We start from the raw sequence: 12332 nt of genomic DNA on the forward strand, positions 1-12332 counted from the left end.
CCCCCCCCCCCCCCCCCCCCCCCCCCCCCCCCCCCCCCCCCCCCCCCCCCCCCCCCCCCCCCCCCCCCCCCCCCCCCCCCCCCCCCCCCCGGGTCGCCGTCCGGCCGGGTCCGGCCGGTCATCGGAGCCGACCGGCCGCCGGGGCCGACCGGCCGTCAGGAGGTGTGCGGGCAGTTGCCCCGTGCCTCCTCGATCGTCAGGCTCGGCCGCGGCAGCGGGCACAGGAACTTCTCGTAGCGGGTGTCGTTGTCGATGAACCGCTTCAGCCACGCGATGCTGTACTTCGCGATCGTCGTGTTCGACGTGTTGGGCGTGAAGTGGGAGGCGTTGTTCAGTTCCAGGTAGGCGCGGTCCAGGGAGGACGGCAGGCCCGCGTACAGGGGCTCGGCGTGCGTGGCGACCGGGGCGATCGTGTCGCCGTCGGCCCCGAAGATCAGCGTGGGGGTCCTGACCTCGGGCCAGGTCTTGTCGAGGTTCCAGGGCGTCAGCGGGATCGCGGCCTGGAGCGAGGGCCGGTCCTTGGCGGCTTCGAGGCTGCCGCCGCCGCCCATGGAGTGGCCCATGACACCGAGCCGGCTGCCGTCGACGCGGCCGCGGACCACGCTGCGCTGGGTCAGGTAGTCCAGCGCGGCGAGCAACTGGTCGCCGCGGGAGGCGGGCTGGTCGAGGGTGGTGTTGGTGTCGATGGTGAAGACCACGAAGCCCTGGGAGGCCAGGCGCGGGCCCAGCCAGGCGATGGAGGACTCGTAGGCGGTGAAGCCGGGCGAGACGGCGATCGCGCCGAAGGTGCCGTCGGCGGTGCTGGTCGGGTAGTAGATGGTGCCTCCGCCGAAGCCGGTCACCGAGAGCGAGGAGACGGAGACGTCCGACACGGCGTAGGGGCCGCGCAGCGCCTCGATGCTGGACTCCGTCGGCGCCGGGCCGCGCTCGTAGGGGTTGTCCGCCGCGTGGGCGCCGGGGCCGCTGAGGGTGGTGAGGCCGACGACGGCGGCGAGGGCCGCGGCCAGTCCGGCGAACCGGCCGGTCCCGCGCCGCCCGGCGCGGGACGCGAGCGGCCGGGCGGTCGGTTCGTCGGTGCCGGTGTGGGGGTGCTGGTGCACGACGAGTGGTCCTCTCTGTCGCGGCGGACCGCCCGCCGGCCGGTGGCACGGGAGTACGGCATGGGAAGGTGCCCGTGCGCCGGCCGGGGGCGCCGCCGATGGGCTGGCGGTGCCACTGTCGGAGAGGAGGGGGCCGGTGCGGACCGGCAATATCACCGGTCTCCGCACCGCGCCGCGCGGGCCGGTGCGCGCCGCGCGGACCCGGCGCCCGCCCGGCGCGGGCCGGGGCGGTGCCCCGTGCCACGAGGAGCCGGCGCGGCGGACGGCCCGCCGGTCCCCCGGCCGGCGGACGCCGCGGGCCGGGGGCGGATGGGGGCGGACGGGGCGGACGAACGGCCGCGGTCCCCGTCGGAACCGGCGCCGACGGGGACCGCGGTGCGGGGGATCACGCGCTCCGTCTCCGGCACGTGCCGCGGGCGGGGGCTCTCACGTGCCGCGAAGCGGCCGGGCGCACGGCCCGGCCGGGCCCGTCACGCCGCGCCGTAGACGTGGGCCCGGCCGCCGATCCACTGCACCCAGGCCGGATCGTCCAGCAGCCGTTCGCCCTGCGGCAGCCCCGCCCGTCGCAGGAGCTCCACCACGTCCCGGTCGGAGTACGCGAGGCCGACGATCTCACCGCGCACGGTCACCCGCCGTCCGCCCGACCCGAGCGGCGGGTGCACCCCGACCGGTGCCTTCGTCATCCTTCCAGGGTCCGGCCGGGAGGGCGGCTCCGCATCCCGGCCCCGCGCGTCACCCGAGTGGCCGTCCGGGCGAGCCGCCCCGGTCCGCGCCGTGGTCGTATGGAAGCGGCCTCCATGCCTACCCGGAGGGAGCTGGAAATGCACGAGATGTGGTGCGGTGCAGACACTTCGGGGGAGCCGGTGTGGCATGTCCTCACCCCTGACAAGACGTCCACGCTGTGCGGGGTGGAGAAGCGGGAGGAGTCCCGTCGGCGGCATGCGACGGACCGGCACTGCTTCTCCTGCATGAAGACGTTCCAGGCCGTCGTGGAGTCGGGGCCCCGGCGTCAGGCGGGGGCCGCGGCCGACTGAGGCCGGGACGGCCCGCGCCGCCGCGGAGCGGCCCGGTGCCGGGCCGCTCCGCGGCGGCGTCTCAGGGACAGTGGTGGTGGTCGCCGGCCGTCGCGGAAGGGGACCCCGAGCGGCAGAAGCAGGAGGCCTCGATCGGTACGTCCGCCAGCGCGGCCGCCCGTGTGAGCTGCTGGGCCACGATCGCGGCCTCCCCCGTCCTGCCGGTGCGCAGCAGGCACTCGTGGAACCCGTGCAGCGCCCAGACGTTCCCGGGGTGCTGCAGGGGCCGGGGCAGGGTGGCGTCGAGACCGAGGTCCGCGCGGTAGACCGCCTCGGCCTGCGCCACGCGCCCCTGCTCCAGCAGCAGCGCGCCCAGGGCGTGCCGGGTGGGCTGCATCCAGCCCCAGGGTTCGTCGTAGGGCAGGTTGTCGTCCAGCTCGACGGCCCGCTCCAGGGCGGCGAAGGCGGTCTCGTGGTCGCCCTCGCGGTAGGCGAGTTCGCCGTCCAGCATCGCCGCCGCGACGGCGAGGATGTCGCGACAGGTGTTGTTGAACAGCATCCGGGTCCCGGGGACCCGGCTCACGGCCGCGCGGAAGTCCTCCCGTTCGGCCCCGGCCGCGTCGGTCGCACCGGTCGCGGAGAGGGCGACGCCGCGGGCGTAGTGGAGCATGGCGGTGGTCACGCAGTGGAGCTCCGGGTCGGCCGGGAACGGCAGGGCCAGGATCTCGTCCCACCGGCCGAAGCGGATCAGGACGTGCACGCGCATCGCGAGGAACCCCTCGAGCCAGTCGGCCATGGGCGGGCTCTGCACCCGGAGCAGTTCCTCGGGGACGGCGGCCTCGAGCCGCGCGGCGGCGTCCAGGGCGACCTCCGACTGGCCGGCGAACATGGCGCCGTAGATCCTGAAGTGGTGGTTGTGGGCGCGGTAGAGCGTGTAGAAGTTCATGGCGCCGGCGCGCTCGAGGTACTTCTCGTCGGCGGCGACGGCGAGGGTGTTGTCCGAGACGACCCGGCGGTAGTCGCCGCACAGCACCTCCAGGTGCGAGGGCATGTGGAGCAGGTGCCCGGCGTCGGGGACGGCTCCGCGCAGCCGGTCGGCGACGGTGAGGGCCGCTTCCGGCGTGGGGGACATCTCCATCAGGTGGATGTACAGGTGCAGGATCCCGGGGTGCCGGGCGCCGGTGCCGGTGGCGAGCGCGGCGTCGAGCACCGCCTTGGCCTCCAGGGTGCGGGCGCCCTCCGCCGGGCGGCCGGTCCCGAGGTCCCACAGCTGCCAGGGCGTGAGGTTCATCAGGGCGTCGGCGCAGAGCGTGGCCACGTCCGGGTCGTCGGGGGCGCTCGCGTGCACCTCGCGCATCCGGTCCGCGTAGGGCTCGTTCCACACCGAGCAGTCCTCCGCGGCCCGCGACTGCGGGTAGCGGGCGCGCAGGGCCCCGACGAGGGCCTGCTCGACGGGGGTGGCGTGCGCGGCCCTCTCGTGCGCCCGCTCGACCGCGTCGTGCGTGCGGGCGACGGTGCGGACGAGCTCGTCGCCGTCGAAGGCGTCCCAGGGCTTGTTGTAGTTCGGTCCGAGGGCGTAGGCGATGCCCCAGTGGGCCATGGCGCAGTCGGGGTCGGCCGCGGCGGCCTTCTCGAAGCAGGCGACGGCCTCCTCGTGGTTGAACGCGTACGTCCACATCAGCCCGCGGTCGAACCAGAGTTGGGCCTCGGCGGAGGAGGTCGTCACGGGCCGGGCGTAGGTGCCGAGGTCGTAGTAGTCGTCCATGCCTGCCTCCCGGAGAGCGCACGGGCCGGCCGCCGTCCCGTCGGCGGCGGGCGCCCCGTCCGGACGGAACCGACGATAGCGGGGCACCGGCGCTCGCGCAGGCGCCGGCGGGGCCCCGCGCCCCCGCCGCGCCGCGCGGGGCGTCCGGCGCGCTCCGGGCCCCCGTTCCTCACACCGGGCAGCCGGCCGGACGCCCTGCGTGACCGGGTGCGGCCGGTGCGTCGTTCGCCGGTGGTCTTGTCCGCCGATCGGCTGGCACGGGCCGCGTGCCGCTCCCTAGGATGTGTCCCCTGTCCGGCCAGTCCAGTTGGCGCGGTATTCCGCAGGGGGAACGATGCACACGGGCAAGCGACCGTCCACCGAGATCGACGCCACCGTGCCGACGGCCGCACGCATGTACGACTATTACCTGGGCGGCAAGGACAACTACGCGGCGGACCGCGCCGCGGTCGAGGAACTCGACAAAGTGGTGCCCAGCACGCGCCGCCTGGCCCTGAACAACCGGCGCTTCCTCCAGCGGGTGGTCCGGACCCTCACCCGGGAGCACGGCATACGGCAGTACCTCGACCACGGCTCCGGCCTGCCCACCCAGGACAACGTCCACCAGGTCGCGCAGCGCATCGACCCGACCACCCACGTGGTGTACGTCGACAACGACCCGATGGTGCTGGTGCACGGCCGCGCCCTGCTGGAGCAGGACGAGCGCACCGTGGTCATACAGGCCGACATGCGCGAGACCGACGAGATCTTCGGCCACCCCGAGACCCGGCGCCTGATCGACTTCTCGGAGCCGGTGTGCGTGCTGTTCAACTCGGTGTTCCACTGCATCCCGGACAGCGACACCGACGGGCCGCTCGCCCTCGTCCGCCGGGTGCGCGAACGGCTCGCGCCCGGCAGCTTCCTGGTGATGTGCCAGCTGGTCAGCGAGGACCCGGAGGTCCGCTCCTTCGTGACCGACTTCATGGACAAGGCGACCCGGGGGCGCTGGGGCCGCGTGCGCCGGGAGGAGGACGTCGCGTCGTACTTCGAGGACCTGGAGGTCCTGGAGCCGGGTCTGGTGGAGGTGTCCGCCTGGCGTCCGGACACCGAGGTGGCGCCCCGCCAGCTCTCCCAGGAGTGGATCGAGTTCGGCGGCGTGGGCCGGATCCCGCGGTAGCCCGGTGCGTGGTCGCCGCCCGCCGGGCGGCGACGCCCGCGCGGGCGTCGTCACGACGCGGGGTAGCGCTCCCGCATCGTCCTGCGCAGCAGGTCCACGGACGCGCGGGGCTTGAGGGCCTCGTCGGCGAGGCGGTCCAGCGCGATCCGGTACTCCTCCGTCTCGTCGCGGTCCTCGAGGAAGTTGGCGCTCCTGATGTGCTCCAGGTAGACCACGTCGGGCAGGTCGAGGCCGTCGAAGCGCAGATACGTCACCGGAATGGCGGGCGCCGAGGCGTTCGTCACGTCCAGCGGGACGATCTGCACCGTCACATTGGGCCGCTCGGCCATCCGCACCAGGTGCGCGAGCTGCTCGCGCATCACCTCCGGGCTGCCCAGGACGCGCAGCAGGACCGACTCGTCGATGACGGCCCACAGCTGCGGAGCGCCCTCACGCGTCAGCAGCTCCGCACGGCGCATGCGCAGTTCGACCCTGCGCCGCACCTCGCTCTCCGGGGCGTTCGGCAGTCCGCGCTCGACCACCGCGCGGGTGTACGCGGCGGTCTGCAGCAGACCGGGGACGTACTGGATCTCGAAGGTGCGGATGGTGGCGGCGGCCTCCTGGAGACCGACCAGGCGGTCGAACCACTCGGGCATCAGCCGCTTGTCGTACCGCTGCCACCAGCCCGGCTCCCCGGCGCGCCGCAGCAGTTTGAGCAGCACCGAGGCCTCGTAGGCGTCGGTGCGGTACAGCTCCAGCAGCGCCCGGACATCGCTCTCGGTCGGCGGGCGGCGGCCCTTGCCGGACTCGATGCGGGACAGCTTCGCCGCGCTGAAACCGACGGCACGCGCCGCCTGGTCCTGGGCCAGCCCGGCGTCCTCGCGGAAGCCCGCCAGTTGCACACCGACCAGCATCTTCAGCAGGGTCGGAGCCGGCTCGGGCCTGTCCAGGTAGGGTTCCAGACGGGAGATGCGGGGCGATGCGGTGGACATCCTGACTCCCAGCAGACCGGCACAGGGGCGATTCACACTATCGCACCTCGCCCCGCCGCACCGCACCCGCACGCAGAAGTCGGGGAAAGCGGGGAGTCGCACTCCGCCGGCCGTCGCCGGGTCAGACCAGGTGGTCGAACTCGCCGTCCTTCGCGCCGGCGAGGAACGCCGCCAGCTCCGCGGCCGTGTAGACCAGGGCGGGCCCGTCGGGGTCGCGGGAGTTGCGCACCGCGATCGCCCCGCCGGTCAACGGGGCCACCTCGACGCAGTTGCCCTCGGCGTTGCTGTGCCGGCTCTTGATCCAGCGGGCGTCCAACTGGCTGGCCCGCACTCCGTTCCGCACTCCTGCCACCGCAGTCTCCTTGTCGTTCGCGTGTCCCGCCACGCGCGGGGCCGGCCGTTCGCCCGGAGCGGGCCGGGTCCTGTCGGCCGCACTCGCCCCGCCCCCCTCTCGTGCAATTTCCCGTGCAATTGCACACGAGCGCCGTCAGCGTGGATAATAGCCGGGGCGTCAACCCCGGGTTGATGCCCCGTCCTGACGTCGCATCGGGGAGATGCCGTGTCATCACCTGCGCATTTAGCATTCCGGCAGCCGACCGGGGCCGCGGCGCCCGCCCCCGGCCCGCCCGCGGCGGCGCCGTACGGGAAGCCGCCCCCGACGCGGCGCGGCGCGCGGCACCGCGCCGCGGGCCGGACGCAGCCGGGAGGGTCTCGCCCGCGCCCGCCCCTCCGCCCGTGACACCCCGCGCGTCCGGTCGCTCGGCCACCGCCGCGACGCCGCCGCCCCCGTGGTCACCGGGCTCACCGCCGGCACCGCGCCGCACGCGGCACCGCGGTGCGCGAACGCGCCGGAGATCCGGCCCGGATTCCGTCCGGAACCGGCGCATCCGCCCCTCACCTTCTCCGACGACCGCCCGCCCGTCCGCGTTCCCGGCTCCGCCTCCAAGGAGCGCGGCCGAGGGCCGGGCGTCGTCGACGCCCCGCCCGGGGCGTGGGGCCGGACCCCACCCCGCCGGCGGGCAAGGCGGTGCGGGACCGGCCGCCCACCCACCCGTCCACCCGACACGACTGCCGCGGAAAGGCATCCACGCCATGCGCAGCGCTTCGACGGAACAGCCGAGCAGCGAGCACCCCGTGCGCCGCACGTCCCCCACCGGGGTGGCGCGGACCACGCCCCTCACGGCGCTGTCCCGTGTGCCGTGGGGCGACATCCAGGACTCCACCGGATCGGCGGCGGCCATCCCCCTGCTGCTCAACGGCATCGCCTGGGGGGACGCCGGCACGGCCCGGGCCGCCCTGGAGGACCTGCGGAAACGGATCTGTCAGTACGGCTTCGTCACGGAGCAGGCGACCGCCGCCACGGTCCCCTTCCTCTGGGAGCTGGCCCAGCTGCCGCACGTCGCCTGCCGGGCCCAGATCATCCGGCTGCTCAAGGCCATCGCCGACGCCCGGCAGTGGGAGAGCACCGCCGCCGCGTACCCCAAGCTCCTCAACCGCCGTGAGAACCCGGTGGTGTGGGAGCGGGCGGCCCGGCAGGCGGTGCGCGCCCGGCGCGGCGAGCTGAACCGGCTGATGGCCGAGCAGGACACCGAGATCGCCCGCGCCACGACGGAACTGGCCCGCGCACTGGCCGAGTGAGGCCCGCGGGCCGGGTTCCGGGTGGCCCGGTCATGGAACGCGCGCGGCGCCGGGGGGACGGGCCGCGTGCTGGGGGGAGGGCCGCGCGCGGGCCGAGGGGAGCGGCCGCGCGCGGCCCGGAAGCGGTGACCGGCGGAGGGGGGACCGCCGGTCACCGTGGGTGACGCTCTCGCCTTGCGTGACGCGGCAGTGTAGACATGGCACATGGTCCGACTCATGGGTCGCTCCAGGACCCGGTCGTCCCCGCGGTCCGACGCCACGGCGTCCGTCCGGCGCCGGCGGGAACGGGGCGAGCGCTCGCGGTGGCGTCCGGTGGCGCAGCTGCGGTCGGTGCTGAGCGGACGCAGCGTCGCCGGACAGGTGTTCGTGCTGCACCTGGTGCTCGTGCTGCTGCTGGTCTCGGCGGCCGTCGTCGCGCTGGTGCTGCAGGTGCGGCGGGACAGCACGCGGGAGGCCCGCGCCCTCTCGCTCGCCGTCGCACAGACCTTCGCCCACGCGCCGGGCGTCGTCGAGGCGCTCGGCTCCCCCGACCCGACGGCCGTGCTCCAGCCGCGCGCCGAGGCCGCCCGCGCACAGGCGGACGTCGACTTCGTCGTGGTCATGAACACCGACGGCATCCGCTACACGCACCCCCGGCCGGACCGCATCGGCAAGCAGTTCGTCGGCACGACCGGACCCGCGCTGGCCGGCGAACCGGTGGTCGAGGAGATCCAGGGGACCATCGGCGAACTCGTCCAGGCCGTGGTGCCGGTCGAGAACGCCGACGGCACCGTCGTGGGTCTCGTGTCCGCGGGCATCACGACCGAGCACGTCGGCGGGGCCGCCGACAGCCAGCTGCCCCTCCTGCTGGGCGCGGCAGCCGCCGCGCTCGCCCTGGCCACCGGGGGCGCGGCCCTGGTGAGCAGACGGCTGCTGCGCCAGACCCACGGCCTGGGCCCGCACGAGATGACCCGGATGTACGAACACCACGACGCGGTGCTGCACGCGGTGCGCGAGGGGGTGGTCATCGTCGACGGGGACGGGACGCTGATGCTCGCCAACGACGAGGCGCACCGCCTGCTCGGCCTGCCCGAGGACGGGGAGGGCAGGCACGTGCTGGACATCGGCCTGGACCCCGACACCGCCGACCTGCTGTCCTCCGGGCGGATCGCCACGGACGAGGTGCACCTGGTGGGCGACCGACTGCTGGCGGTCAACCAGCGGCCCACCGACCGCACGGGCGGCCCGCCCGGCAGCGTCGCCACGGTCCGGGACTCCACCGAGCTGCGCGCCCTGTCCGGCCGCGCCGAGACGGCGCGCGAGCGGCTCAACATGCTCTACGAGGCCGGGGTGGGCATCGGGACGAGCCTGGACGTCACCCGCACGGCCGAGGAGCTCGCCGAGCTGGCCGTGCCCCGGTTCGCGGACTTCGCCACGGTGGACCTGTTCGAGCCGGTGCTGGCGGGCGGCCACCCGGACGCGGCGGGCGCGCTGCGCCGCACCGCCCTGACGGGGATCCGCGGGGACGCCCCGCTCTATCCCGTGGACGAGAAGATCCGCTTCGTCGGCTCCTCCCCGCAGGGCCGCAGTCTCGCCACCGGCCGGCCCGTCCTGGAACCCCGGCTCGGCGACGCCCCGGGGTGGCGGGCGCAGGACCTCGAACGCTCCGGACAGGTCGTGGACTACGGCATCCATTCCCTGATCACCGTGCCGCTGCGGGCCGGCTCCCTGGTGCTCGGCGTGGTCAGCTTCTGGCGCTCCGAGAAGCCCGAGCCGTTCGACACCGAGGAGCAGGCACTGGCGGAGGAGCTGGTCGCCCGGGCCGCGGTCTCCATCGACAACGCGCGCCGCTACACGCGCGAGCACAGCATGGCGGTGACGCTCCAGCGCAGCCTGCTGCCGCGCAGCCTGCCGGAGCAGACCGCCCTGGAGATCGCCTACCGCTACCTGCCCGCGCAGGCCGGGGTGGGCGGGGACTGGTTCGACGTCCTGCCGCTGTCCGGGGCCCGGGTCGCCCTCGTGGTCGGCGACGTCGTCGGCCACGGCCTGCACGCCGCGGCCACGATGGGCCGGCTGCGCACGGCGGTGCACAACTTCTCCGCGCTGGACCTGCCGCCCGACGAACTGCTCACCCTGCTCGACGAGCTGGTCGCCCGCATCGACCAGGACGAGGCGCAGGAGGACAGCGCCCCGGTGACCGGGGCGACCTGCCTGTACGCCGTCTACGACCCGGTCTCGCGGCACTGCACCGTCGCCCGCGCGGGCCACCCCCCGCCGGCCCTGGCCCGTCCGGACGGCGGCGTGGAGTTCCCGGACGTGCCCGCCGGGCCCCCGCTGGGACTCGGCGGCCTGCCCTTCGAGACCGCCGAACTGGAACTGCCGGAGGGCAGCCGCCTCGTCCTCTACACCGACGGGCTCGTCGAGGACCGGGAGCACGACATCGACGAGGGCCTGGACATGCTGCGCGAGGCCCTGTCCCGGTCCGGGGACTCCCCCGAGGAGACCTGCCGGACGGTGCTGGAGTCCCGGCGTCCGGGCCGGGGCGGCGACGACATCGCCCTGATCGTGGCGCGGACGCGGACCCTGCCCGCCGACCGGATCGCCGAGTGGCCGGTGCCGTCCGATCCGGCGGCGGTCGCCGAGGTGCGCGCCGCGGTCGCCCGGAAGCTGGCCGAGTGGGGGCTGGACGAGCTGGCGTTCACCACGGAGCTGATCCTGAGCGAGCTGGTCACCAACGCCCTCCGGTACGGCGAGGCCCCCATCCAGGTGCGCATGCTCCACGACCGCAACCTGATCTGCGAGGTCTACGACAGCAGCAGCACCTCGCCGCACCTGCGGTACGCGACCATGACGGACGAGGGCGGACGGGGCCTGTTCCTGGTCTCCCAGCTCGCCGAGCGCTGGGGCACCCGCTACCTGCCGGCCGGCAAGGTCATCTGGACGGAACAGCCGATCCCGGATCCATAAGGGGTCCCGGGAGAAGTCATAAGGTCGACTTATGCCCCCATAGACCGGACCCGCGTACCAGGTAAGGCATGCCTCAGCTTAGGCTCTCGGGTGAGTCGCCTGTCCTCGCTCGAAGGGAACCTGACCATGTCCCGCCCCCTGCGGGTAGCCATCGTCGGATCCGGCCCCGCCGGGATCTACGCCGCCGACGCCCTGCTCAAGTCCGACGTGGCCGCCGAACCCGGCGTGTCCATCGACATCTTCGAGCGCATGCCGGCGCCGTTCGGACTGATCCGGTACGGCGTCGCCCCCGACCACCCGCGGATCAAGGGCATCATCACGGCCCTCCACCAGGTGCTCGACAAGCCGCAGATCCGCCTGTTCGGCAACGTGGACTACGGCACCGACCTCCACCTCGACGACCTGCGCGCGTTCTACGACGGCGTGATCTTCGCCACCGGCGCCATGGCCGACCGCGCGCTGCCCGTCCCGGGCATCGACCTCGACGGCTCCTACGGCGCCGCGGACTTCGTCTCCTGGTACGACGGCCACCCCGACGTGCCGCGCACCTGGCCGCTCGAGGCGGAGAAGGTCGCCGTGCTCGGCGTCGGCAACGTGGCCCTCGACGTCGCCCGGATCCTCGCCAAGACGGCGGACGAGCTGCTGCCGACGGAGATCCCGCCGAACGTGTACGAGGGCCTGAAGGCCAACAGGGCCGTGGAGATCCACGTGTTCGGCCGCCGCGGCCCGGCGCAGGCCAAGTTCAGCCCGATGGAGCTGAGGGAGCTGGACCACTCCCCCAGCATCGAGGTGATCGTCGACCCCGAGGACATCGACTACGACGAGGGGTCGATCGCCACCCGGCGCGGCAACAAGCAGGCCGACATGGTGGCCAAGACCCTGGAGAACTGGGCGATCCGCGACACCGGCGACCGCCCGCACAAGCTGTTCCTGCACTTCTTCGAGTCGCCGGTGGAGATCCTCGGCGAGGACGGCAAGGTGGTCGGCCTGCGCACCGAGCGCACCGCGCTCGACGGCACCGGCAACGTCAAGGGCACCGGCACCTTCAAGGACTGGGACGTCAGCGCGGTCTACCGCGCGGTGGGCTACCTCTCCGACAAGCTGCCCAAGCTGCCCTGGGACCTCGAGTCCGGCACGGTCCCGGACCGGGGCGGGCGCGTCCTGCAGGAGACCGGCGAGCACCTGCGGTCCACCTACGTCACCGGCTGGATCCGGCGCGGCCCCGTGGGCCTGATCGGCCACACCAAGGGCGACGCCAACGAGACGGTGGCGAACCTGCTGGACGACTACGCGAACGGGCGGCTGCTCACGCCCTCCTCCCCCGGTCCGGAGGCGGTGGACGCGTTCCTCGCCGAGCGCGGCATCCGCTTCACCACCTGGGACGGCTGGTACCGCCTGGACGCCGCGGAGAAGGCGCTGGGCGAGCCGCAGGGCCGCGAGCGCGTGAAGATCGTCGAGCGCGAGGACATGCTGCGGGCCAGCGGCGCGTGAGCCGTCGCCGCCCGAGCGGCCGGCCCGGCGTCCACGCGTACGCCGGGTGCGGCTCCGGCCGGGACGGCGACGGGTGCGTCGCGTTCCACGAGCGGGCCGGCGCCGGCGGTGGGCCGCCGGGCCGGGGCCGGCGGCCGTGGGAGGGCCCCGGGTCCGCGGGATGCTCCTATGGATGTCAAGCGGCTTCGGCGAGGTCGCTTCGGGCGGTGTTGCGGCCAGGGTGCGTCATGCGGAGTGACCTCACGAGGACGC

Annotated in this window: 10 protein-coding genes; 5 read left to right on the forward strand and 5 right to left on the reverse strand. The window is 74.5% G+C overall.

Annotated elements, in window-relative coordinates; translation table 11 throughout:
• Positions 1-155: 155 nt before the first annotated feature.
• Together bdeA and ACZ56B_RS31915 are read right to left on the reverse strand one after the other, a co-directional pair.
• Positions 156-1100: a bis(hydroxyethyl) terephthalate hydrolase gene (gene bdeA / locus ACZ56B_RS31910; protein ID WP_468798293.1), complete on the reverse strand. Its 945-nt coding sequence runs from the start codon at positions 1098-1100 to the stop codon at positions 156-158.
• A gap of 470 nt (positions 1101-1570) precedes the next feature.
• Complete coding sequence (locus ACZ56B_RS31915; RefSeq protein WP_468798296.1) at positions 1571-1783, reverse strand: hypothetical protein; 213 nt, start codon at positions 1781-1783, stop codon at positions 1571-1573.
• A gap of 114 nt (positions 1784-1897) precedes the next feature.
• On the opposite strand from ACZ56B_RS31915, the gene ACZ56B_RS31920 reads away from it, so the two are divergent.
• Positions 1898-2134, forward strand: a complete 237-nt coding sequence (locus ACZ56B_RS31920; protein WP_468798299.1) for a hypothetical protein — start codon at positions 1898-1900, stop codon at positions 2132-2134.
• 61 nt (positions 2135-2195) lie between these two features.
• Here ACZ56B_RS31920 and ACZ56B_RS31925 read toward each other — a convergent pair whose 3' ends face one another.
• Positions 2196-3878: a hypothetical protein gene (locus tag ACZ56B_RS31925; protein ID WP_468798302.1), complete on the reverse strand. Its 1683-nt coding sequence runs from the start codon at positions 3876-3878 to the stop codon at positions 2196-2198.
• A 334-nt stretch (positions 3879-4212) separates the two neighbouring features.
• Between ACZ56B_RS31925 and ACZ56B_RS31930 the strand changes: the two genes are divergently transcribed.
• A complete protein-coding gene (locus tag ACZ56B_RS31930; protein ID WP_468798305.1) occupies positions 4213-5034 on the forward strand; it encodes an SAM-dependent methyltransferase in 822 nt (273 codons plus the stop codon).
• Between the two features lie 50 nt (positions 5035-5084).
• On the opposite strand, the gene ACZ56B_RS31935 is transcribed toward ACZ56B_RS31930, so the two are convergent.
• Both ACZ56B_RS31935 and ACZ56B_RS31940 read right to left on the reverse strand, forming a co-directional pair.
• Positions 5085-6005 carry a helix-turn-helix domain-containing protein gene (locus ACZ56B_RS31935; protein ID WP_468798308.1) on the reverse strand — a complete coding sequence of 307 codons (921 nt, stop codon included), beginning with the start codon at positions 6003-6005 and terminating at the stop codon, positions 5085-5087.
• A 121-nt stretch (positions 6006-6126) separates the two neighbouring features.
• Positions 6127-6357, reverse strand: coding sequence for a DUF397 domain-containing protein (locus ACZ56B_RS31940; protein WP_468798311.1), 231 nt, complete (start codon positions 6355-6357; stop codon positions 6127-6129).
• A 740-nt stretch (positions 6358-7097) separates the two neighbouring features.
• On the opposite strand from ACZ56B_RS31940, the gene ACZ56B_RS31945 reads away from it, so the two are divergent.
• The 3 genes from ACZ56B_RS31945 (at position 7098) to ACZ56B_RS31955 (ending at position 12080) form a co-directional block, all read left to right on the forward strand.
• Positions 7098-7643 (forward strand): hypothetical protein, encoded by a 546-nt coding sequence (locus tag ACZ56B_RS31945; RefSeq protein WP_468798314.1) that lies wholly within the window; start codon positions 7098-7100, stop codon positions 7641-7643.
• 204 nt (positions 7644-7847) lie between these two features.
• Positions 7848-10589, forward strand: coding sequence for a SpoIIE family protein phosphatase (locus ACZ56B_RS31950; protein WP_468798317.1), 2742 nt, complete (start codon positions 7848-7850; stop codon positions 10587-10589).
• Positions 10590-10715: 126 nt separating this feature from the next.
• Positions 10716-12080, forward strand: coding sequence for an FAD-dependent oxidoreductase (locus ACZ56B_RS31955; protein WP_468798320.1), 1365 nt, complete (start codon positions 10716-10718; stop codon positions 12078-12080).
• Positions 12081-12332: the final 252 nt, after the last annotated feature.

The organism is Streptomyces sp. NPDC034670 (assembly GCF_055574875.1).